The organism is Pseudomonadota bacterium (assembly GCA_039815145.1).
Classification (GTDB): domain Bacteria; phylum Pseudomonadota; class Gammaproteobacteria; order Steroidobacterales; family JBCBZW01; genus JBCBZW01.
On record JBCBZW010000016.1, the window covers coordinates 26,502 to 50,000 of the forward strand.

Here is a 23,499-nt window from a genome sequence, read left to right on the forward strand (position 1 = left end):
GGTCAACCTGGCATCAACCCTCGAGCTTGAAGGTGATCTGGTTGCGAACGCCGGGCACCTCGATGGGCTCGCCGTTCACCACCCGGGGCTTGTACTTGAACTTCTGCGCCGCTTCGACGGCGGCGCGATCGAAGAGCGAGCTGGTGGATTCGATCACGATCACGTCCTTCACAGTGCCCTGGCGGGACACGGTGAACTCCACGATCACGTAGCCCTCGAGGCCACGCTGGAGCGCGCGACGCGGGTAGATGGGTGCCACCTTCACGATCGGCAGGTATTCGCCGTCCGCGGCGCCCAGACCCAGGCCGCCGATCCCGCCGACGTCCACGCCGCTGAGCGACGCAGCGCTGTTGGTGATGCTGATCGATGCGTCCGTGGGATCGAGCTGGGGACGCGGCGCCTCCGGCGGCGGCGCCTCGGGCTCGGGCGGCTTCTCCGGCTTGCGCTGCTTAGCCTCGACCACTTCTTCCTGCTTGACGCGAACGAATTCCAGGAAATTCAGTGATTTGTCTTCCGTCATGGCGGCCTGACCGGTCGCGATCAGGAACTGCATGATGTAGACGAGCCCAAAGGTGACCGCGAAGGCCAAGGCGGCCGACGGGATCAATCTCATAACCTGGACCATGGTGCTCAAGCCTCCACTAGGTCGTTACCACGCGGTGGTCCTTCAGTAGGCCACCGGAGGGAAGGCTGGACAAGTACCGCGACAGCCCTCCCGCACGTATTTTTCTGCCGCTGGACCGCTTTTCGCGAGCCGCTTCTACTTTTCCGCAGCGATCGCCACGTTGGTGACGTTAGCCGCGCGTGCCGCATCGAGCACCTTGAGCAAGGTCTCGTAGTTGCTCTTGCGGTCGGCCTGGACCACCACCGTGCCCTGCGGGTTCTGGGCATGCAGGCGCTCGATGTTCGGCCGCAAGTCACGAGGGTCCGTGCGCTTGCGATCGATCCACACCTGATTGTTGGTGTCGATGGCGATCAGGATGTTCGCCTTCGGCTTCTTCTCGGCCGTAAACGCTTCCGGCTTGGTGATCTCCGTACCCGACTCCTTCACGAAGGAGGCGGTCACGATGAAGAAGATGAGCATGATGAACACCACGTCGAGCATCGGCGTGATGTTGATCTCCTGCTCCTCCTCCTTCTGCATGCTCTGCATCGCTCTACGCATGACTTAGTTCTCCGCCAGCGCGGGGTTGCCCACGCCTGCTGCTCGGGAAGCGTCCATCACGGCCACCACCAACTCGTTGCTGGTCGCCTTGTCCGCCTGAATCACCACGATGCCTTCCGGGTTTTGGGCGTGCAGGCGCTCGATGTTGGCGCGCACCTGACGCTTATCCACGCGGCGGAAGTCGATGAAGATGCGATCACTGCCGTCGATCTTGACGATGATGTTCTTCTTCTCAACGTTGTCCGGGGGCGTGTTCGAGTCCGGCTTGTTGAGGTCGATGCCGTCTTCCTTCACAAAGGATGCGGTCACGATGAAGAAGATGAGCATGATGAACACCACGTCGAGCATCGGCGTGATGTTGATCTCCTGCTCGTCCTCCTCCTGCAGGTTTTGAAAACGTTGTTGCATGGAACCGCTTGCCTCAGTGGTCGAAGGTCAGGCTTTCGCGCACACGTTCGACGGAGCTGTCGGCGAGGCCGTCCAACACTGTCGAGGCGAACACGCCCGAGAGGGCGGCCACCATGCCCGCCATGGTCGGCACCGTGGCCTGGGCCACACCTGCCGCCATCGAGCGTGCGTTACCGGTACCGGACACCGCCATCACATCGAATACGGAGATCATGCCAGTCACCGTTCCCAGAAGACCCAGGAGAGGACATAGCGCGACCAGCGATTTGATGATCGGCAGCCAGGCGTTTGCTTGGAGGTAGACCCGCGACACCATGGCGTCGCGGATCTGGTGTGCATTCCAAGACTTACGTTCCTCGCGGGCTTCCCACTGATCCAGCACCGACTTCACGTAGGTGCTGTGGTTGAAGGAGAAGTAGAGGAACCGCTCGAAGATCAGCACCCACATCACAAATAGCGTGAAGGCGATGATCACGAGCACATTGCCGCCCAACTCCAGGAAGTTGCGAATGGCCTCGTAAGCGTGAAATAGAGTGTCGTTCATCGTGCTTCCTACTCGCCGAAGCGAGCAGCCCCCTTACAGGTGCTGCTCGGAACGCTCGGCGAGGACGCCGGCACTCTGCTCCTGCAACACGTGCAGGATGTTCTTGGCGTAGCCACTCACGAACGTGTGCAGGAGCACCGTCGGGATAGCGACGACCAGACCGAGTACCGTGGTCACGAGGGCCTGGGAGATACCACCGGCCATCAGCTTCGGATCACCCGTACCGAACAGGGTGATCGCCTGGAAGGTCACGATCATACCCACCACGGTACCGAGCAGACCCAGCAACGGGGCCACCACCGAGATCACTTTCAGCAGGAGCAGTCCGAAGTTGATCTTCGGCGTCTCGTGCATGATGGCCTCGGAGAGCTTCAGCTCGAGGGTCTCCTGATCCGCATCCGGATTTTCCTGGGCCACCTTGAGCACGCGGCCCAGCGGGTTGTTGGTCTTCACTTCCTTGCTCTTCAGCTGGGAGTTCACGCCCATGCCGGTGAAGAACAGGGCGAAGAAGCGCCACACGGCGAGCAGCACGGCGAAGGCACCGAGGCCGAGGATCACGTAACCCACGTTACCGCCCTGCTTGACGCGCTCGAGCGTGGTCGGGCTGTCCACCAGGAGGCCGAGGATCTGACCCTTGGTGGGGTCGAGGCCGAAGGTGGCGAAGCCGCTCTGGGCGTTGGCGATCGCCGAGGTGCTGTTGGTGAAGCGCGCCTGCTGCGGCTGACGGGTGAGCTCGCTCACCGTGTCGATCGCCGGGTCGTAGGTGAGATACTTGCCGTCGGTGACGATGTTGAACAGACCCACGCGGGTGACTTCCACGTTCTGCTTCTCACCGTCGATGACCACCGGGGTGTTGAACTTGACGACGCGGCCGGATTCCACGGCCTCGCGCATCAGCTCGAAGCGCAGCTGCTCGATTTCTTCGATCTCAGCGAGGGAGGAGGCGCTGCCCATCTTCTCGTTGAGGTTGTTCAGAAACTCGATGCGCTCGGGGTACTGGATGTTGGTCAGGGACGCCTCGAAGCTGCCAGAGGTGTCGCTCGCCACCTGCTGCAGCACGCCGAACAGCTCACGCAGGGAGCCGAGGCGATTGGTCAGCAGGGCTTCCACTTCGGCGATGCGAGTCTCGTTGTCCTGGAAGGACTGCTCCAGTTCGGCACTGCGCTGTTCAGCGGCCGCCTTGTCGCGGCGCGCCTGAGCGAGGAGGTTCTCCTGCTCGGACTGCTCCTGGCGGAACCGAGCCTCGCGCTGGCGAGCCTCCTGGGTTTCCGTGGCGCGACCGCGCTGGATGATCTGCAGCAGCTCGTCGAGGGAGGCAGCATCCTGGGCCATCGCCGGCGCACCTGCGACGAGGGTGGTGAGCGCCGCGAGGGCGAGAAGAATCTTGGGTGCTTTCATCGGGCCGCCTCCGGTGCAGCAGTCGGCAGCATCAACAGGTCAGGTGCGAGCTGACCGCCTGCCATACGGATGCCCTTGCGAATCTCGTTACGTGCCTGGCTGTCCGTGAGCGGTTGCCACTGGCGAGCCTTCTGATCCCACACGCCGGTGAACTGCTGATCCTGCGTCTGATAGTAGAGCGAGGTGCGGCCAACGCGGAGGATGTCCACGGGGCGCTCCGTGCCGTCGATCTGCAGCAGGTTGGGGTAGGTCTCGATGTTGCGGCCGTAGTCCACCTCGATCTCGTAGGCCTCGAGGACCACGCGGAATTTCTCCGCCACACTCACGTCGGAGCGCTCGAGGGTCTCGCGCAGGCGGCCGATACGCTCGGCGCGCTCATCGGCCAGGAAGGGCACGTCGAGCTCCACGAACTGGGCCAGGGACTCCACCATGTCCAACATGAGCGGCGTGATCTGACGTTCGATCTCCGTCACGCGCTCGATGGAGTTGGTGATTTCGTTGATCTGGGTCACCTGATCATCTACCTGACGCTGCAGCAACGTGTTGTAGACGTTCAGGCCGTCGATTTCCTTGGTGACCGAGCGGTACTTGTCGAGGGCACTGCGCGTGTCCTCAACGATGGCATCGACGCGCTCTTGCGAGGCCTGGGCCAAACGTACGACTTCCTCGTCCGCACGCAGGACCGAGTTCAGGCTGGCTTGACCGTGCGCGGCGAGCGAAGCCCCCAGCAGCACAGCAGCCCCCATGCCGGCCGTCAGTCCCGACAGTTGAATGTTTCTCATCGGCTGTCTCATTTCGAGGTTATTGAGTGGCAATTTGTGAGGAGTGTCAGTTTGCCGCGGTCATCGGGCGACCGTTTCGCAGCCTACGCCATCAGAGCTTAGGCTGCGGACCGGCGTAGTGGCCCGTCGAGCGCGATAATCAATATGTAAGCTGGTCGGGACACGGCAAACGCGCCTTGGTGCATCAGACCAACACACTGATGCACCCGCATGGACACACTACCCCGTGTCCACCGCGAGCGGCACGCTAACCTTCGGTGATCGTCGTTCTACCCGGCCAGCAACCCATTACTACCATGAACGCACGGCAATTTGGGAGCCCCGGAAGGTAATAGACGGGCAACGCCCAAGCACGCTGCACCGCAGCAAAAAAGCCTATTGATGCGTTGCGGTCTCAACCACCCGTGGCGCCCTTGCGACGTCTACGCAACAACCCTCTGCACCGCTTGCATCGGTCACCATCGGCGGCGCGCAGGTCGCAGGACCCGGGCCCGGCTCATTCGCCAGCACCCAGCCGATCACCGCCTCCTGGAACTCCTCGCCCGGCCCCCGATGGGCGTTCTCGCTGTTCATCATGACCGCGACCACGTACTCGCGACCCGCCGCCGACATCGCGTAGCCGGCGATCGCGGACACGTGATCCAGGCTGCCTGTCTTCATGTGCAGCCGCCCCTCCAGACCGCCCCGCTCGAAGCGTCGCCGCAGGGTGCCGTCGATCGCCGAGAGCGGCAAAGACGCGATGTACTCGCTTACGAACAAGCTGTCCCGCGCGTGCAAGAGCAGCTCGCCCATGTGGCGAGCCGTCATTCGCGCATCGCGCGACAAGCCCGCACCGTTTTCGAGCGCAAGCCCCTCTCGCGCTAACCCCTGCGAGGATAGCCATTCGCGCACCGCCCGAACGCCCATGGCCCGCGTCGCTGGCTGCTGGTAGCGTTCGCTGGCCATCGTCAACATCAGGTGGCGAGCCATCACGTTGTTACTGTATTTATTAACATAGCGAATGACTTCGCTAAGTGACGGGGAAGAAAACCTCAGCAAGGGCTCACGCTCGCCCTCGACTGGGCTCGCCTCCCGCAGGCGCCAACCGCCGTTGAGGCTGCCACCGGACTCCTCCCACATGCCCTTGAATATGCCGAAGTTGTAGGCGTCCGTGGCGCGCAGGGCGCGGCGCATGGCGTAGCGCTCGCACGCCGCCGGGAAGGTCCCGCTGAAGATCGCTCGGAACTCCTCCCCACGATCCCTGGCATCGAAGGAGATGCCGCGCTGATAGCCTCCGCAAGCACCGCCGCCAAGGCGCAAGCGGTTGTCAATTTGCAGGCCTGCAACAGGCGGATCGCTACGAATATTCACACGGCCGCTGGCCGGATCCGGCTCGAAGCGAAAGACCAGCGACTGGAAATTCATCAGCAACGCGGAGGGCTGCACGTTGTAGGTGCGGAAGGGCTGCCCGTCGAAGGCGCCGGGCTCGCTCGCCTCGCGCGCAAAGGGACCGCCCTCGAAGACCAGATCGCCGGCGATGTGCTCGACGCCGAGCAGACGCAAACGTCGCTGCAGCAACCACAGCCGCTCGGCCACCAGGTAGGGATCCCCGCCTCCCTGGAGCACCAAATCGCCGTCCAAGCGGCCGTCCTGCAGCTCACCTTCGACGAACACGTCGGTGTGCCAGGTGTAGCCGGGGCCGAGGGCATCCAAAGCGGCGTAGGTGGTGAGCAGCTTCATCGTCGAGGCGGGGTTGCGCGCGGTATCGGCCAGGTGCACGAAGGCTGGCTCTGCAACGCCCACCTCGTGCACGTACACGCTCACGTGCTCCGCCGGCACCCCGTGATGGGACAGCACACGACGCGCCTGCGGCGGCAACTCGGCCGCCGCGTCGATGGCTAGCCCCGCCATCCCCAAGGCACCCAACAACGGCCCGATCGTCGCCCGCTTCCAAGAGACTTTCAATTCATGCAACCCACTGAAATAAAAATGATTTAGCCACCCTTACGCGCATCGACGACACGCTGCCCGCAGGCGACTGCAAGCGCCGTCGTCGGCGCCTCGGGAGACGCGATAACACTTCACTTGCACGGCCTGGAACGCCTGCCTAAGGTGAGCCTCTGCTCCCCCAAACGCCGAGAGTAACGGCCCGATCATGCCCACATCACCGCCTGCCGCCAGCCTCCGCGCGGCAACGTGTCGCCCTGCGCCGCACCCGATGCTGCTGTTGCTGTTGCTGCTAGCGTGCAGCGCCGCCAGCCTGGCCCAGGAGGACCTTCGCCTCGGCACCCTCCTGAGCGTACCGGAACACGCGCAGCTCCTGTCACCCGTGGCCACCGCTCGCCAGGGCGCGATGGATGCGGACGCGGCACTCTACGCGGACAGCCAGTGGCGACGCGCCGAGCGCACGCTGGATCGCCTGCTCGGCGATCTCGAACGCGGGCGCAAGGGAAGCGTGGAAGAACGCGCGGCGACAGCCGTCTCGGAGTACCGCGTGGCGCACGCGGCAGCCCTGAAGTCGGTGCTGTTGGCGGAGGCACGCAACGCCCTGCGCGAGGCGGAGCGCAGCGACCTGGCACGGCGCACACCACTCCTGCTGGGCCGCGTCCAGCGCACCCTGCGCGAGGCCGAAGTGGCCCTCGATGAGGCCCCTGACCAACCCCAGCGCGCGCAGGCGCTCGCCGATCTCGCCATGACCGATCTGGCCCGCGCGCAGGTGCTGGCAACCACGCTGCGCTCGCTCTCCACGGCCGGCGAGTCCTCCGCCGAAGCGGTGCTCCTGGCGTGGGCCGAAGCCCTGACGCCCCTAAGAGAAGCGCTCGGTGACGGGGCGCAGCCGCTGCCCCCTGCCCTCGCTGGGGATCCCGCGGCGTTGACCGAGCAGCTCATCGCCAGCGTGCAGCGACGCGGACGGCGCCTGGCCGAGCTGGATGCGGAGTTGGACACACGAAACGCCGTCATCCGGGAGCTGCAGACGCGCCTGGCGCAAACCGACAGCGAGCTGGACGACATCGCCCGCGATCGCAACGACATGGCGCGAGCGCTCGCTCGCCAGGAGCGCGCCCGAGAACGCCTGCAGTCCTTACGCGACCTGTTCACCGCGCAGGAAGCCGAGCTGCTGCGCGAAGGCGAGGTCTTCGTCCTGCGCCTGACCGGCTTCGCCTTCGCCGTGGGCGGCACGGAGGTCGGCAGCGATGCGGCGCCGCTGCTGGACAAGGTGGCGCAGGCCATTCGCCTGTTTCCCGCCAGCACCGTGGTGGTGGAGGGCCATACGGACAGCTCGGGGGATGCCGCCACCAACCTCCGCGTCTCTCAGGAACGTGCCGCCAGCGTGCGCGAGGCACTGCTCGCGCGCACGGGGATGGCCCCCAGTCGCATGACGTCCCGGGGCGAGGGCGAGGCGCGCCCGGTGGCCAGCAATGAGTCGGCGAGCGGTCGAGCGCGCAACCGGCGCATCGAAGTGCGCATCGACCCGCGGGAGCAGAGCCGATGACCACACCCCCGTGGACCGCCCTGGTGGACGCAACCTCCCTGGCGCAGGCCATCGCCAGCGACGCACCGCCGGTGGTGCTGGACGCACGCTTCGACCTGACCAATCCGGCAGCCGGCCATGAGGCCTACCTCGAGGCACACCTGCCCGGCGCCGACTACGCCGACTTGGATCGCCACCTCGCCAGCAGCATCCGCGCAGACAGCGGGCGCCATCCCCTGCCCGACCCGCAAGCGCTTGCGAAAACGCTAGGCACCTGGGGTGTGGCGAGCGGCGATCCGGGCACCCAGGTGGTGGTCTACGACAGCGGGAGCGGTGCCTTCGCGGCCCGCTGCTGGTGGTTGCTGCGTTGGCTCGGGCACGATGCCGTGGCCGTGCTGGATGGTGGACTGGCTCATTGGCAGGCCCAGGCCCTGCCCCTGGAGCACGGCCCCCCAGCGACGCGCACCGCACAGGCGCGCTTCGAACCGAACGCCGATGACACGATGCACGTAGAGGTGGACGCGCTCCAGCAAGCCCTTACCGAAGGCGAGGTGCTGCTCACGGACGCCCGCGCTGCGCCGCGCTTCGCCGGCGAGGTGGAACCGATCGACCCGGTTGCCGGCCATGTGCCCGGGGCGATCAACCATCCCTTCGACCAAAACCTGGCCGCGGATGGGCGCTTTCTCGCCGCCGACGAGCTTCGTCAACGCTATCTGGGCTTGCTCGGCGACCGCGCACCGACGCAATTCGTGGCCATGTGCGGCTCAGGCGTAACCGCCTGCCACCTGCTCCTCGCCATGGCGGCGGCCGGCCTGCCCCCCGGCCGGCTCTACGCTGGCTCTTGGAGCGAGTGGATCCGCGATCCGGCACGTCCCGTCGCCACGGGGGCGACCTAGTTCTCGAAGCTACCGCCCACCGGTATCGGCTCCTGCGAATCGAGACCTGCGTGCTGGCCCCCGCAACACCACGACGTAGACTGGCCCGATGCAGAATCTATTCCCACCGACCCGGTGCGCCGCGGCCGTCGGCTCGCGCCCGTGTGTCGTCAACCCGCGGACGCGCTTATCGACCGTCATCGGCCGCGCACGGACGGGCACCCGGTGATGCTGGGCGAGGAGAAGCACGTCATCCTCCTAGTGGAGGACGACAAGTTCGACCGTGAGCTGTTTCGGCGCGGCTTCGCCGACCGCCAGGACTGCCAGATCGACTGCGCCGGCGATGGGGAGGAAGCCCTGTCGTACCTGCGCTCCCATCCCCAGCCGAGCCTGATCGTGCTCGATCTCAATATGCCGCGCATGGACGGTAAGGAACTGCTACGCGCCCTGAAGGCCGACCGCACCCTGCGGGGAATTCCCGCCATCGTGCTCTCCACCTCGGGCGAGGCGGCGGACGTCAACGCCTGCTACGACCTGCTCGCTAACGCCTATGCCGTGAAGCCGAACTCACCCGAGGAGTTGGCCCGCTTCACCACGCGCCTCGAGGAGTTCTGGCTGCGCGAGGCGTGCCTGCCGCGCACCAGCGCCAACGAGCATCACTAGCGGCCCTACGGGCCGTCCGGCTGCGCGAGAAAATCACCACCCTCGAGGCTCAGCGACGTCCCGCCCGCCATGATCGCGTCGTGCGGCACCACGGCGGTCTGCTTGGGATGGAAGCGTGGATCCTCGAGGATGGAGACGTTGTCCGTGCGGAAGAAGCTGGAAATCAACCCCCAGCGCGAGCGATCCGACAGGTTAGGCGGCGAGCTGTGCAACAGGCTCGCGTGGAAGAACAGGGCGTCGCCCGGCGCGAGTTCGCAGCACCGCACGCCCAGGCGATCGCGTAGCGCCTGCACGCGCCCTATGTCCGCCCCGCGCTGCTCGCCCACCGTGCGGTGGCGCAAGCGTCCGAAGCGATGGGAGGCGGGAATCACCTCTAGCGCGCCGTTGTCGCGCGTCGCCGCGTCCAAGGCCACGTAGCAGCTGGCCATGGCGTCGGTAAGAAAGCCGTCGTCGTACCAGTAGCCGTAGTCCTGATGCCATTCCCAGGCGCCGCCCTGCCTGGCCTCCTTCTGCATCAGCTTGGCGTGGAAGAAGCTCACCGGACCGCCGAGCAGTGTCGCTAGCGTGGCCAGCATCCGTGACGAGCAGGACAAGCGGCCGAATACATCGTTCCCGGGGGTGTACCAGAGGGTCACACGGCTGCGTCGGCCGCTGCTATCCAGGCGCTCGTAAGCGTTTGCCGAGACGGCCCGATCGGCGGCCAGCAGTGCACGCATGCGCTCGGCGATATCGCGGGTCAGGAACTCGCGCACCACGAGGTAACCCTGGCCTTCGAAGGTGGCGATCTCAGCAGCGCTGATCTCGCCGGCGCCGACGTTCACTTCGCTGTGCCCCATTCGGCCACCCCGAAGGGCGACAGCCAGAAGATCACCGCGAGCATGGCGATGATACTGAGCGCGTACGCAGGCCAACGCTGGCGCCAGGGGGTCAGGTCCACGGCGGGCGTCGTCGGGCGCTCGAAGGCCTCATCCATCGGGGCGAAGCGGCCGAAGAGCAACATGATGCTGCTCGACAGGACGAAGAGGATGGCGGCGATGTGCAGGAAATGCAGGCCGAAGTTGTTCACCAGCTGCGTGTAGCCGTAGCACACGAGGTAGAACACGAGCGCCACTTTGGCACCCAGGGCCGGCACTCGCTTGGTCACGAGCCCTACGAAGACGATCGTGAAGATGGGGATGCTGAAGAAGCCTGCGACGCGCTGGAAGTACTCGTAGAAGCCGTCGCTGGCGAGCGCAATGAAGGGCGCGATGGTCATCGCAATCATGGCCAGCACCACCTGCGTACCCTTGCCGAGGTGAATCAGGCGCTGCTCCGACACCTCCTTGCCGCGATTCTCCGCATAGGGCTTGTACACGTTGAGCACGGCGATCGTACTCGTGCTGTTGAGGCCCGAGTTGAAGGTGGTGAGCGACGCACCGAACATGATGGCAGCGATGAAACCGATCAGGTATGGCGGCATCACCTGTGCCACGAGCTGCGGGTAGGCCTCCGCGGAGTTGCTGATCGCGGGCAAGGCCACCACCGCGATCACCCCGGGGAATACGGTGATGGCCGGCGCGATGAACTTGAGCAGCGCGCCGAACATCATGCCCTTCTGCCCGGACGCGAGGTTACGCGACCCGAGGGTGCGCTGGAGGATGTACTGCTCCGCGCCCCAGTAGTTGAGGTTGACCAGGATCATGCCCGTGAACAGGGTGGGCCAGGGCACCGGATCGGTCGCCTTGCCGAGGGAGTTCAGGTGGTCGGGTCGCTCGGTGATGATGCGTTCCCAGCCCGCCGCCAGGCTGCCATCGCCGATGAAGGTGAGGCCGAAGTACGGCACCAGCAGCCCCCCGAACACGAGCCCCACGCCGTTCAGTGCGTCGGACGCGGCAACGGCCTTCAAGCCGCCGAAGATCGCGTAGGCGCTGCCCACCAGTCCGATGGCCCACACCAACACCCAGATCGCAGCCCACTCGGAGATGCCGAGCAAGCCATCCACGTTGAACATGCCGTTGAAGACGACGGCGCCGGTGTAGAGCACGGGCGGCATCAGGTTGATCACGTAGGAGATGATCAGCAGGGTGGCGATCCAGCGGCGAAGGTCGGGCCCGAAACGCAGGCCGAGGAACTCGGGCGTTGTAGTCACGCCGAAGCGCAGGTAGATCGGCAGCATGAACTCCGCCACCAGCACCATGGCGAAGATCGACGCAAACCCGAACATCATGATGGACATGTTGATCAGGTAGGCGCTCTCGGTCTCGCCGATGATGGCGATGGCCGAGATGTTGGAGAGGAACAGGGAGCCGCCGACGAGGAACCAGCCCAGGTGCCGACCGCCGAGGAAATAGCCCTCGGTGGTATCGAGCTTCTCATCGCGCGTGAGCCACCAGGAGGCGAAGGCGACCAGCGCCGTAAACGCCAGGAAGGTGATGGCAGAGACCAGGTTCATCGCTCAGCTACCCAAAAAAGGGGCGGGACCGGCTGACCCGATCCCGCCCACAACGACGAAGACAAACGGGATGTGGGAGCCTAATCAGAATCCGCCGCGTACGCCAAGCACCCAACGGGCACCGTTCTCCTCGAAGGACTCGAGGAAACCGGAGTTGGCGAACTCGGAGATGCGGATCACCTCTTCATTGAAGATGTTGATGCCTTCGAGGAACACGGTGAGCGTGTCGTTGAACTGGTAGGACATGGACAGATCGACCTGGGTGAAGTCATCGGCGAACTCGTTCAGACCGCCCTCCACCGTCTGACCGATCAGGTAGTCGCTGCGGTAGTTCACCGACAGGCGCGCCTGGAAGCCGTAGTTCTCGTAGAACACGGCGCCGTTGGCCGACACGTCCGAGATGTTCTCCAGCTGCGAGCTGACGCCGTCGGTGGTCGCCGTGCTGTCGGCGAAGGTCACGTTACCGGACACACCGAAGCCAGCGTTCGACAGGTACTGGGCGGCCAGCTCCAGGCCGTACACCTCGGCGGAGTCGCCGTTCTGCGGGGCGAACACCAAGAAGTTGATGTCCTGGATGCCGTTGTCGGTGATCGAGCCATCGTTCTCGCGGATCACCTGGGGCACGGTGATGGTCTGCTCCACCACGCGGTTGGTGACGAAGTCCGAGATGTCCTTGTAGAACGCGGCCACGGCGAAGTAGGTGCCGCCGTCGCCATAGCGCTCGATGGACAGATCGAAGTTGTTGGCCCGGATCGCCTCCAGCTCCGGGTTGGCGGACTGCACCTGCTCACCGCCAGGGTTGAAGCTGGTGACGGAGAAGAAGGTGGACAGGTCCGTCAGCGTAGGGCGCGACAGGGAACGCGACGCCGCCAAGCGCAACTTGTAGTTGTCGGTCACATCGAAGTTGATGTTAAAGGACGGCAAGACGTCGAAGTAGTCGTTGTCGATCGACACATCACCGCCGGCGGCGAACTCGAACTCCTGGTTCGAGGTGGTCATGCCGTTCGGGTCACGCACCAGGGTGGAGCTCACGATGGAGCCGAGGCTACCGGCGGAACCGGTCGAGGTGAGCGAGGTGTACGCGAAACGTGTGCCGAAGTTAGCCATGAACGGAATGCGACCGAGCTCCCCGTCGAAGTCGAACTGGAAGTAGGTGCCCCACACGTTCTCCTCCACCACGCTCGAGGCCGAGGGGTCGAAGGTGGCGATGAGCGCGTCCGCGTTGCCCGAGTCGGCGTAGGCCTGCTCCAGGTCTCCGGTGGTGAAGAACGGGAAGACGCGCGGGAAGTTGCCGTCCGCCGTGCTCAGGAAGCTGTCGTCGAAGGTCTGCAGCAGGGTCGGCACGAGTTGCGGCGAGTTCTGCGCCACCGGCGTGGCGTAGCCGCACAGGCGACACTGGTTCGCGAGGTTGTTGAAGGCCGTGTTGGATTTCTCGCGGCCGACGAAGTCGACGCCGAAGCGCAGCACGTCGGCATCGCCGAACTCGAGCTTCGAGTCCGCGCGCAGGGAGATGATCTCATCCTCCACCTCGACCGTATCGCGACGGGCGAAGTGCAGGCGGATGTCGTCGGCGGTCAGGTTCTCGATCGACGTGTTGGTGGTGTCGGTGGGCAGGTTCTGCGCCGTGAAGGTGGCGTTCGGCGTGAGCCGGCCGTTGGCGTCGAAGGTGAACTGGGCGTTGTTCGGGTAGCCGAGCACGAAGAAGGTGCCGGAGCCGCTGGCCGAGCCGAAGTTGTCGCGGTTGCCTTCCGCGTTCGAGTAGGCCGCATCGAGGTTGATGCTCCAACGATCGTTGAAGTAGTGCTCGATGTTCGCGCCCACCGCGATGGTCTCGGCCTCACCTTCGGTCTCACGAGACACCAGGTCGAGGGCGAAGGCCTGGATCTCGTGCGCCACCACCTGGTTGAACTCGTTCACCACCGCGTTGGTGCCGGTGAAGGAGCCGTCGAAGGCGCTCGGGAAGTAGGAGTAGCCGAACAGCTGACCGGGGCTCTCGAAGTTGGTGTAGAGGGCGTCGACCACGACTTCCGTCTGGTCCGACGGCGTCCACTGGAAGGCCACGGTACCGCCGATGCGGCGACGATCGGTCAAGGCCACGGAGGGCGCGAAACCGTTGAAGCGCGCATCTCGGTTGGTGATGGCGGCGCCCGTGTCGTCGTTGAAGCCGTCGCCATCGGGGTCGAGGCCGCCGTTGACCAGGCCGTTAGCGTCGACCAACACGTCCGGGATCAGGAACGTGCTCTCGGCGATGTCCGTGCGCGCGTCGCGCTGCTGGTAGGAAATCGACGCGATCACGCCGAAGGTATCGTCGGCCCAGGTGTTGGACACGACGCCCGTGGCGCGCAGGCCCGTGGACTCGTCGAGGCCTTCGTACTGGCCACTGACCGATCCCGTAGCATGGAAGCCCGGGCGCGAGAGAGGCTTGGCGGAGCGGATGTTGACCCGGCCGCCGAGGCTGCCGTCGCCGAGGCGGGCTTCGGAGCTCTTGTAGACTTCGGCGCCGGAGATCAGCTCCGAGGCGATCACGTCGAAGGAGAACTCACGACCGTTGTTCTCGGTCGCCAGCAAGCGGCCGTTGTAGGTGACCGCGTTGAACTCTTCGCCCAAGCCACGCACGGTGACGAACTGGCCCTCACCGCCGCGGGTTCGGGTGATTGCCACACCGGTGATGCGCGCTAATGATTCCGCTACGTTGGTATCGGGGAAGTCCGCGATGTCTTCGGCGGAGATCGCATCGACGATGCTGCCTGCGTTCTCCTTCACATCGACGGCGCGTTCCAATGACCCGCGGATACCCGTGGCCACCACTTCCTCGATCTGTGCTGCAGCGCCACTACCCCACAGCGCTACGGCTGCGCTTACACCGCCGGTCAGCCATGCATTGAGCTTGCTCATCTATTCCCTCCTCGGAGCCAGCGTGCACTCGCTCGTCACACGCCTAAGCGCAGACGCCCCAACGCGGTGCACGGGTTCTTGTCCAGGGAAAAATGTCATCGATTCGATAACCCTGGCCATGGGCTCGATGGTTCGGTCATGTGTTATTTGGGCTAGGGACCGGGGCGGAGCCCGCCCTAGGCGGAACGCGTGCGTGCGACGGCCGCGCGCCAAGCGTCGAGCAGTTGGTCCCGTCGCGGTGCATCGAAGGACGGGTCGAACACGCGATCGAGCTGCCACAAGCGACTCACCTGCGTGACGTCGTCCAGGGCGCCGTGACCGATCATCGCCAAGCAGGCGGCGCCGAGGGACGTGGTCTCCGTGTTCACCGGCCGCCGCACGGCCACGTCCGTGACGTCCGCGGTGAACTGCATGCACCATGCGTTGGCGGTGAGGCCACCGTCGACGTTCAGTGCCGAGGGTTCCACACCAGCGCCGCGGAAGGCCTGCAGCAGATCATCGGTCTGGTAGGCGATGGACTCGAGGGCCGCCCGCGCGAAGTGGGCGCGCCCCGCGCCGCGACTCAAGCCGTGCACGGCGGCGCGGGCGTGCGGATCCCAATAGGGCGCGCCAAGGCCGTTGAAGGCGGGCACCAGGATCACGCCGTCGTTACTCTCCAACGAGGCGGCCAACGCCTCGGTCTCACCCGCGTGGGCGATGATGCCGAGCGCATCGCGTAGCCATTGCACCACCGACCCTGCACTGAAGATCGAACCTTCGAGGGCGTAGGTGGTGCGTCCCTGAACGGCGTAGGCGATGGTGGCGAGCAGTCCGTTGTCCGCACGCAAGCGCGTCTCGCCGGTGTTGGCCAACATGAAGCAGCCGGTGCCGTAGGTGCTCTTGACGGGGCCCGGCGCGACGCAACCCTGGCCGATCGAGGCGGCCTGCTGATCGCCAGCCACGCCGAGGATGGGGATATCGCCGGCGAGCACCTGCGCGTCGATACGTCCGAACTGGGCGACGCTCTCGTGCACATCGGGCAGCACGGAGAGGGGCACGTCGAAGGCCTGCGCCAGCTCCTCGTCCCAGCAGCCTCCGTCGATGTCGTAGAGGCTCGTGCGCGAGGCGTTGGTCACGTCCGTGGCGTGGGACTTGCCGCCGGTCAGGCGCCAGATCAGGTAACAGTCGATCGTGCCTGCCGCCAACTCCCCGCGCGCAGCACGCTCGCGGGCGCCCGGCACCTGATCGAGGATCCAGGCGATCTTGGTCGCGGAGAAATAGGGATCGAGCTGCAAGCCCGTGCGATCAGTGATCAAGGGCGCTAGGCCCTGCGCCCGCAACGCATCGCAGCGCTGCGCCGTGCGCCGATCCTGCCACACGATGGCCCGGTGCAAGGGCGCGCCGGTGGCCCGGTCCCAGAGCACGACGGTCTCGCGCTGGTTGGTGATGCCGACGGCTGCGACATGGCCCGGTCGGCGCTTCGCCTGCGCCTTGGCCACGGCGTCGCGCAAGGTGGTGACGACGCTCGCCCACAGCTCCTCAGGATCGTGCTCGACCCAACCGGACGCTGGGTAGTGCTGGGGAAACTCCTGCTGCGCGAGGGCGATCACCTCGCCGTCGAGGCCGTACACGGTGGTACGCGAACTGGTGGTGCCTTGGTCGATCGCGACGATCAGCTCGCTCATCGGGGTGCTCTCCTAGCCGTTGTGGGTGGCGCCTAGTGTCCTGTCATGTTAGTTCGTTGAACAATACGCGGGTGCTTTTTGCCCCTGAGCACGTTGCTCCTCCTCCCGTGGGGCCTGCCACGCTCGTCGTCGCGCCGCACTCAGGAACAAAACGCCCCGTGCGTATTCTTCAACGAACCAACATGACAGGACACTAGATGACCGCGTAGGCCTGCGGGTGCCGCTCGAGTAGTTGGCTGTACCAACGATCTCGTTCCACCCGGGGCAGCAGGGCGACGATGCAACCGCCGAAGCCACCACCGGTCAAGCGCGCGCCGATGGCGCCCAGGGCTTCGGCATCTTCCACCAGGGCATCGATGATGGGCAGGGACATCTCGAAGTCATCGCGCATGGACAGGTGAGAGTAGCGCATGAGCTCACCCAAGGCGTCCATGTCGGCGCGACGCAGCGCGTGTCCCGCCGCAATCACGCGACGATGCTCGGTCGCACAGTGGCGGGCTCGCCGTCGGCTGATGGCGTTGATCCCCCGGGCAGCTTCCACCTCGCGCGGATCCAGCGCGCATAGACTCGCGGTACCGAACTCCAGGCCCGCGCGGTCACACTCGCGCTTGCGCTCCCCGTAGCGACCGTCCCCGAGCCGGCGCGTGACCCCCGAGTGCACCACGCACACGGCGACCTCCTGCGGCAGCGGGAGTAGCTCGTAGTCGAGGGTATCCGTATCCAGGAGCATCGCTTTGCCGACCTCGCCGAGTGCCACGGCCATCTGATCCATGATGCCGCAGGGGATGGCGAGGTAGTCGTTCTCCACCTTACGCGCCAACTGGGCGAGAGCGAGATCGCTCATTGCCGTGGGCTTCCCGGCCAGCTGGCGGGCGGCGCGCAGCGTGGCCACGATCAACGCCGCAGACGAGGACAGGCCACTGCCCTGGGGCAAGCTGGAGGTCACCCGCACGTGCAAGCCACCGCTCACCAAGCCTGCCTCGCGGGCCGCCTGCAGGGCGCCGATCAGATGATCAGACCAATGCCCGGTGGGCGCCTCGCCAAAGGCGCGCACGGTGATGCCCGCGTGCTGTTCGCTAGCGATGTAGAGGGCATCGTCCGAGCGCGGCGCCAACGCCACCTGCAAGCTCAGGGGCAAGGCGGCCGGTAGCACCATGCCGCCGTTGTAGTCCGTGTGTTCACCGATCAGGTTGACCCGACCCGGCGCCTGCCCGATGACCACTGACGGCGTCTCAAAGAGCTCGACGAAGCCCTGCTCCACATCGCGAGCACTCATGCCAGGGCCCTCAAGGCCGCCGCCGCCTGCTCCGGCATCACGTCCACGGTGAACACCCCCGTGTGTTGCTCCACCGAGGCGAGGTACTTCAGCCTGCCGGGCGCGCGCAAAATGGGATAGAACTGGGCGGTGAAATGGTAGGTCGCCTCCTGCCCCTTGGGCGCGGCGTGCAGGGCCATCATGTACGGCGTGGGCTCGCCGAACAGGGCGTCGTAGCGAGCCGTCATGTCGCCGAGCAGTGCCGCAAAGGCATCCAGCTCCTGCTCGTTCAACTCCCAGGGGCCTGCGACCCGCCGTTGCGGCAACACCCATGTTTCATAGGGGAAGCGCGCGTAGGGCGGGCACCAGGCACTCACGCCATCCAGCGAGTACACTTCATAGGTGGCCGCGGTCTGGGCCCGCGCGGACGCGAGGTCGTAGCCTTCCGCGAAGGCACTTGCGGCGAGCTGGCTCATGCGCGGCGTCTGCGCGAAGCCGTACACCTGACCGTGGGGATGGGGCAGGGTCACGCCCACCGCATCGCCACGGTTTTCGAAGGGCAACACGAACTCGCAGCCCGTGGCGAACAGGGCCTCGTAGCGATCGATCCACGCCGCCAGCAGCAGGCGTCGTCGCGCCTGCCCTATCGCGTGCAGATTGCCCGTGGGCTCGGTGCCGTACACCACCACTTCGCACAGGCCATGCGCGGGCACAGCGCGCACCGCGGGGCGCTCCGGCGGCATCGGCGCCTCGGGGTGAAAGCTCGTGAAACGATTCTCGAACACGGCCAGCTCGAAGGTCTCGAAGGGGATCTCCGTGACCGGTCCACCAGGGGCGGTAGGCGCGAGAGGGTTGTCCGCCGTGGAGGGCTTGAAGGTGCGGTGCTGGCGGTGCGCGGCGTACACGTTCCATTCCCCACGCAGGGGATGGAGGCGCAACTCCGCGCCGCGCGCGAGCTCTTCTGGCGGCTGCGGCGCTGGCACGCCCACGTGAGGCGCGTAGCCGTATAGATGCACGTTGCGCCCATCCACGCGGCGGTGAGTGCGTCGATGCACCGGCGCGCCACCGATCGTCTGCGCGAGGGTGCTGCGCGTGTCTGCGTTACTCAAGCTTCCCTTCCTGCGGCGTTACGCTGCCTGCCGCTGGCGTAGCCAATGCTCCAGATGCTGCACCGCCTGTGAGTCGAGGCGAAGGCCCAACTTCGTCCGACGCCAGAGCACGTCCTCGGCGCTGCGCGCGAACTCGGTTTCGATGAGGTAGGAGACCTCGCGCTCGTACAACCCCTCGCCGAAGTGCACACCGAGATCGTCCAGGCGTGCCGCGCCACCGAGCATTTTCCCTAGGCAAGATCCGTACAGGCGAACCCAACGCCGCAGGAGCGCCGGCGGAATCCAGGGGCGCGCCGCACGCTGCTCCTCGTAGAAGACGCCCATATCGATGGCGAGGCCCTCGCCACCGGGCAGGGGCGCCTGCTCGGTCCAGGGTTCGCGCGCGTCGGGGAACCAGGGCGCGAGCTTGGCGATGGCCTGCTCCGCCAGACGCCTATAGGTGGTGATCTTGCCACCGAAAATCGACAGTAGCGGCGCCTCGGCGCCCTTGCCCTGCAGATCGAACACGTACTCACGGGTGACCTCGGAATCGCTCTCGGCGTTGTCGTCGTACAAGGGCCTAACGCCCGAGTAGCTCCACACCACGTCGTCCGCTGACAGGGGTTTGGCGAAGTACTCACTGGCGGCGCGACAGATGTAGTCGACCTCCTCGGGTGCGATCGCGATGTGGTTGCGCTCGCCCTCGTAGGTGAGGTCCGTCGTGCCCACCAGGGTGAACGTCTCCTCGTAGGGAATGGCGAACACCACCCGGCCGTCGCCGTTTTGGAAAATGTAGCAGTGATCGCCGTCGAAGAGCTTGGGCACCACCACGTGACTGCCCTTCACCAGACGCACCGCATGGCGTTGCGCTGTCGGCGCCGACAGGGCGAGCACGTCTGCCACCCACGGGCCGGCGGCGTTGACCACAGCACGCGCCCGCACCTGGAAGGTGGCGCCGTTTTCCTGCTTGAGCGTGGCCAGCCAGCCATCGCCCTCGCGCGCGAGGCCAACGCAGGCCGTGCGCGTGCGCACGTCGGCGCCGAGTTCGGCGGCGGCCTGGGCATTGAGCACGACCAGGCGGGCATCGTCGACCCAGCAGTCCGAGTACTCGAAACCGAAGGTGAACTCGGGCTTGAGCACGCCCCCATAGGGCGCGGCCGTCAGATCGACCCGACCCGTGCCCGGCAGCTCGCGACGGCCACCGAGGTGATCGTAGAGAAACAGGCCCAAGCGCAGCAGCCAGGCAGGGCGCATGCTCTTCTCATGCGGCAGCACGAAGCGCAGGGGCCAGATGATGTGGGGCGCGCTCGCAAGCAACACTTCGCGCTCGCGCAGGGCTTCGCGCACCAGGCGGAACTCGTACTGCTCCAGGTAGCGAAGGCCGCCGTGGATGAGCTTGGTGCTGGCCGAGGAGGTGTGATTGGCGAGGTCGTCCTTCTCACATAACAGGACGCCTAGGCCACGCCCGGCCGCGTCGCGGGCGATGCCCGCGCCGTTGATGCCGCCGCCGATCACCAGCAGGTCTGTAGTGTGCATCCCCTCGTCAACCCTCTCGAGTCGCTGTAGAAGCAAGCAGGCTAGCGCTTGCAGCGGACAATCCAATTAGCCCTTTGGCACAGACTTGTGCTTTCTGGGCCAAGGCACCAGGGCGTAGGTCGCGCTCAGCCGCCCTCGGCTTCGAAGTGATACACAAGACAGGTATCCGGGTGCATCAGTGGCAATTGCACGCCGTGCACCAGCAGCGACTCGCCGGAGAACACGGCGCCCTCCTCGAGCAGCCTGGCCGCATCCACGATGGAGGGGGACGTCACCGACACGTTAGCCGTCGGCCAGACCACGCGCATGCGGTAGCGACGGGCGGGATCGAGGCCGGCGAAGCGGAAGCGCCCGGGCAGCGTGGTGCTGTGCCCGTCGGTCTTGGCGCAAGAGAACAGGGCCGCCGATTTGTCGCGGGCGACCACGCCGATCACGTTGAGGTAGTCGGATGAATCCAGGCGGGCGAAATCCCCCTCGTGGATCAACTGACGGTGCTGCTTGTAGAGGGCCACGGCCTTGCGCAGGGTCTCGAGGTCTTCCTCGCTCTCCTGGTCCGGATCGAGCTCGATGCCCATGTGGCCGAAGAGCGCCGTGCCTGCGCGGTACTCCATGCTGTAGACGCGGCGGGTGATGTGACAGGTACGGGGCCCCACGTGGGTGCCGATCACGCTGGTCGGGAAGAAGTAGCTGGCGCCGCGCTGGATCTGCTGGCGATCGCCAGCGTCGTTGCTGTCCGACGGCCAGAGGCGATCGGCGCAACGCAGTACCCCGTAGTCGGCTCGCCCACCGCCCGAGGAGCAACTCTCGATCTCCAGCGACGGATGCGCGGCGCGCAACTTGGCGATGAGCGAATACACCGCGTGGGTCTGGCGGTGGATCGCCCCGCGCCCGGCGCTGCCCGGGTGATGGATGTCCCGGTTCATGTCCCACTTCACGTAGGACACGCCGTACTCCTGCACCACGCGGGAGATGCAGCCGAAGAGGTAGTCGAAGACCGCCGGTTTGGTGAGGTCCAGGGTGTACTGGTCGCGGAACGGCACTTGCTCCACCCCGTTGGCCTCCAGGATCCAGTCCGGATGGGCACGGTAAAGATCGCTGTCCGGATTGACCATCTCGGGCTCGAACCAGATGCCGAACTCCATGCCGAGCTCGCGCACGCGCTTGACCAGCGGTCCTAGGCCATCCGGATACACCTCGCGCGAGACCCACCAGTCACCGAGGCCCGAGCGCTCGTCGCGACGGCCGCCGAACCAGCCGTCGTCCAGCACGAAGCGTTCCGCGCCGAGACTCGCGGCCCGCGCCGCCAGGCTCAGCAGGCGCGCCGGCGAGTGATCGAAGTAGATCGCCTCCCAGGTATTGAAGTGCACCGGCCGGGGCTTGCGACGCGCGCGACCGTCCATCACCTGGTGCACCAGGTGACGGTGGAAGCGTTGGGACAGGGCGTTCAGGCCATCGTGGCTCCAGGCGGCGTAGACCGGCGGCGTCTCGTACTCCTCGCCCTGACGCAACTCCATCTCACCGGGGTAGAACAGCTCCCCCATCTGCGCGAAGGCCCGACCGTCGCCGTGGCGATCGACGCGCACCCGGTTGTTGCCGCTCCAGCCCAGGTGGAACCCCGCCGCGGGACCCGCCTTCTCGCTGGTGAACTCAGCCATGGCAATCAGGCCCGGGAAGTTGTCGTGGCTGGTGCGCCCGCTGCGATTCTCGCGTACGTAGCTGCCGCGGAAGGCCGCCACCTCCTGGCTCTGAAACTCCTGCGCCCAGCGCCCGGTGAAGGCGAGCAGGCGGATGAGTCGCCGATCGAGGGGCATGCAGATGGAGGCGCACCAATCGATCGTGAGCGGCTTCTCGCCGCGGTTGATGATGCGCGTGCTTGCGCTCAGTACGTGGCTCTCGGGATCGAGACTCAAGGAGTAGACGGCGCCGAGCTGCGTGTTGGCGTCTTCGCAGTAGATCTGCGCTTCATGGGGCGTGGGCTGAATCACGCGCACGATGCGCAGGATCGCTGCCCAGTCCTCGCTGGCCCGATGGGCCACGAAACCGGCCGGTCCGGAGAGGCCGGTGCCGAGCTCGTTGGACAGGGAGGACTGCACATCGACGGCAGGTCCGCCCACGGTCCATTGGCGCACGGACAGGAGCGCCAGCTCCTCGGGCGTGCTGTGCTGAAGGGCCTGGCCCCAGTAGACGATGTAGGGCCGCCCGCCGGGGCTGGTGTCCAGGATCAGCTCCACGGCGTCACTGCGCAAGCGCGTGAAGCGATCGCCCGCAGCATCTTCCACGGGCGCGGGCGCTGCCCGATGCAAGGTCATATCGGCCTCACCAGGGCTCGGTGTCGAGCATTCTTCCGCCATGCGTTTCTATTCTTGACCAGCGCCAGGTTACCGCCGCGAGCTTGGCCGGCCCAGACGCAGTAATCCAATGTCTTATCCACCAGCATCATCGCTGGGATCGGCGAGGGGAAGGTTGGATTTGGACGGAAGATGTGTTTTTTGGTGTGCTTCGTGAGGATGGGAGGGCCTCACCCTTGGAAGAGAGCACTTTTTTCAAACGCAGCATCGCCGTGTCGCCCCTCGGCGGCATCCGCATCGCCTGCTTCGTCAAGCAGGGGGCCGGCGTGCTCACGCCCAAACGCACCCTGCCCCACTTCACCTTGGTGTACGTGGTGCGCGGTCGCGGCGCCTACCGCGACGCCCTCGGCAACCGCGCCGAGGTGGAGGCGGGCAACGCGATCGTGGTGCTGCCGGGCCTCGAACACTGGTACGGCCCGCCGCGCGGGGAGACCTGGGATGAGCTCTACCTCGTCTTCGAGGGCCCCGCCTTCGATCTATGGCTCGAGCAGGGCTGCTTCGATCGCTCCCGACCGGTGATCCACCTCGCGCCGACCGACTACTGGCTGGGACGCATCAAGCAAGCGATCGGCGAGGCCCATGGCGACGATGCCGATGAGATGATGCGCGAGGCCATTCGCCTGCAGGAGTTACTGGCGGAGATCCAGCGCGCCACCCGTGAGGATGCCGAGGGTCGGCTCATGTGGCTGGCCGAAGCGAAGCGCAACATCGAGGAGTACTCGGACCCCAAGGTGGCCGCGGCCGCGATGAACGTGCACTACGAGGTGTTCCGCAAAAAGTTCAAGAAGCTCTCAGGCCTCTCCCCCGGGCGCTATCGCACGGCCATGCTGATGGAGTCCGCGTGTCGCATGCTGTCCGATCGCAGCAAGACCTTGAGCCATATCGCGGCGGAACTCGGCTTCTGCGACGAGTACCACTTCAGCAAGCAATTCAGCAAAACGATCGGCTGGTCCCCACGGGAGTACCGGGCCCGCATCTCCCTGCGCAACTGAGCCC

At 65.8% G+C, this 23,499-nt stretch carries 19 protein-coding genes; 4 read left to right on the forward strand and 15 right to left on the reverse strand.

What is annotated here, in order from left to right:
* Window positions 1-13: 13 nt before the first annotated feature.
* From AAF184_06755 to dacB, 7 genes are all read right to left on the reverse strand, one after another.
* The gene (locus tag AAF184_06755) at window positions 14-613 is read right to left on the reverse strand and encodes an energy transducer TonB (GenBank protein ID MEO0422016.1); all 600 of its coding nucleotides are present in this window, start codon (window positions 611-613) and stop codon (window positions 14-16) included.
* A gap of 147 nt (window positions 614-760) precedes the next feature.
* Entirely contained in the window at window positions 761-1,165 is a 405-nt protein-coding gene (locus AAF184_06760) for a biopolymer transporter ExbD (protein MEO0422017.1), read from the reverse strand.
* A 3-nt stretch (window positions 1,166-1,168) separates the two neighbouring features.
* Window positions 1,169-1,573: a biopolymer transporter ExbD gene (locus AAF184_06765; protein MEO0422018.1), complete on the reverse strand. Its 405-nt coding sequence runs from the start codon at window positions 1,571-1,573 to the stop codon at window positions 1,169-1,171.
* Between the two features lie 13 nt (window positions 1,574-1,586).
* A complete protein-coding gene (locus AAF184_06770) occupies window positions 1,587-2,117 on the reverse strand; it encodes a MotA/TolQ/ExbB proton channel family protein (GenBank protein ID MEO0422019.1) in 531 nt (176 codons plus the stop codon).
* Window positions 2,118-2,150: 33 nt separating this feature from the next.
* Window positions 2,151-3,515: a MotA/TolQ/ExbB proton channel family protein gene (locus AAF184_06775; GenBank protein ID MEO0422020.1), complete on the reverse strand. Its 1,365-nt coding sequence runs from the start codon at window positions 3,513-3,515 to the stop codon at window positions 2,151-2,153.
* On the reverse strand, window positions 3,512-4,297 hold the full coding sequence (locus tag AAF184_06780; protein ID MEO0422021.1) for a DUF3450 domain-containing protein: 786 nt from the start codon (window positions 4,295-4,297) through the stop codon (window positions 3,512-3,514). The genes AAF184_06775 and AAF184_06780 overlap by 4 nt, the downstream gene beginning before the upstream one ends.
* A 375-nt stretch (window positions 4,298-4,672) precedes the next feature.
* Window positions 4,673-6,241 carry a D-alanyl-D-alanine carboxypeptidase/D-alanyl-D-alanine-endopeptidase gene (gene dacB / locus AAF184_06785; protein MEO0422022.1) on the reverse strand — a complete coding sequence of 523 codons (1,569 nt, stop codon included), beginning with the start codon at window positions 6,239-6,241 and terminating at the stop codon, window positions 4,673-4,675.
* A 253-nt stretch (window positions 6,242-6,494) separates the two neighbouring features.
* On the opposite strand from dacB, the gene AAF184_06790 reads away from it, so the two are divergent.
* The 3 genes from AAF184_06790 to AAF184_06800 all read left to right on the forward strand — a co-directional run bounded on the left by AAF184_06790 (window position 6,495) and on the right by AAF184_06800 (window position 9,286).
* The gene (locus tag AAF184_06790; protein ID MEO0422023.1) at window positions 6,495-7,769 is read left to right on the forward strand and encodes an OmpA family protein; all 1,275 of its coding nucleotides are present in this window, start codon (window positions 6,495-6,497) and stop codon (window positions 7,767-7,769) included.
* Window positions 7,766-8,644: a sulfurtransferase gene (locus tag AAF184_06795; protein ID MEO0422024.1), complete on the forward strand. Its 879-nt coding sequence runs from the start codon at window positions 7,766-7,768 to the stop codon at window positions 8,642-8,644. The genes AAF184_06790 and AAF184_06795 overlap by 4 nt, the downstream gene beginning before the upstream one ends.
* A gap of 141 nt (window positions 8,645-8,785) precedes the next feature.
* Window positions 8,786-9,286 (forward strand): response regulator, encoded by a 501-nt coding sequence (locus tag AAF184_06800; GenBank protein ID MEO0422025.1) that lies wholly within the window; start codon window positions 8,786-8,788, stop codon window positions 9,284-9,286.
* Window positions 9,287-9,291: 5 nt separating this feature from the next.
* Here AAF184_06800 and AAF184_06805 read toward each other — a convergent pair whose 3' ends face one another.
* The 8 genes from AAF184_06805 to AAF184_06840 form a co-directional block, all read right to left on the reverse strand.
* Complete coding sequence (locus tag AAF184_06805) at window positions 9,292-10,122, reverse strand: phytanoyl-CoA dioxygenase family protein (protein ID MEO0422026.1); 831 nt, start codon at window positions 10,120-10,122, stop codon at window positions 9,292-9,294.
* Window positions 10,104-11,717: a solute:sodium symporter family transporter gene (locus AAF184_06810; GenBank protein MEO0422027.1), complete on the reverse strand. Its 1,614-nt coding sequence runs from the start codon at window positions 11,715-11,717 to the stop codon at window positions 10,104-10,106. The genes AAF184_06805 and AAF184_06810 overlap by 19 nt, the downstream gene beginning before the upstream one ends.
* An 84-nt stretch (window positions 11,718-11,801) precedes the next feature.
* Window positions 11,802-14,612, reverse strand: a complete 2,811-nt coding sequence (locus AAF184_06815) for a TonB-dependent receptor (protein MEO0422028.1) — start codon at window positions 14,610-14,612, stop codon at window positions 11,802-11,804.
* Between the two features lie 176 nt (window positions 14,613-14,788).
* On the reverse strand, window positions 14,789-16,276 hold the full coding sequence (gene glpK / locus AAF184_06820; GenBank protein ID MEO0422029.1) for a glycerol kinase GlpK: 1,488 nt from the start codon (window positions 16,274-16,276) through the stop codon (window positions 14,789-14,791).
* A gap of 193 nt (window positions 16,277-16,469) precedes the next feature.
* Window positions 16,470-17,552, reverse strand: a complete 1,083-nt coding sequence (gene galK / locus AAF184_06825) for a galactokinase (GenBank protein ID MEO0422030.1) — start codon at window positions 17,550-17,552, stop codon at window positions 16,470-16,472.
* A complete protein-coding gene (locus AAF184_06830) occupies window positions 17,549-18,640 on the reverse strand; it encodes a galactose-1-phosphate uridylyltransferase (GenBank protein MEO0422031.1) in 1,092 nt (363 codons plus the stop codon). The genes galK and AAF184_06830 overlap by 4 nt, the downstream gene beginning before the upstream one ends.
* Window positions 18,641-18,658: 18 nt before the next feature.
* Entirely contained in the window at window positions 18,659-20,155 is a 1,497-nt protein-coding gene (gene glpD, locus AAF184_06835) for a glycerol-3-phosphate dehydrogenase (GenBank protein MEO0422032.1), read from the reverse strand.
* A 125-nt stretch (window positions 20,156-20,280) separates the two neighbouring features.
* A complete protein-coding gene (locus tag AAF184_06840) occupies window positions 20,281-22,464 on the reverse strand; it encodes an alpha-galactosidase (protein MEO0422033.1) in 2,184 nt (727 codons plus the stop codon).
* A 215-nt stretch (window positions 22,465-22,679) separates the two neighbouring features.
* Between AAF184_06840 and AAF184_06845 the strand changes: the two genes are divergently transcribed.
* Window positions 22,680-23,495 (forward strand): AraC family transcriptional regulator, encoded by an 816-nt coding sequence (locus AAF184_06845; protein ID MEO0422034.1) that lies wholly within the window; start codon window positions 22,680-22,682, stop codon window positions 23,493-23,495.
* Window positions 23,496-23,499 lie beyond the last annotated feature (4 nt).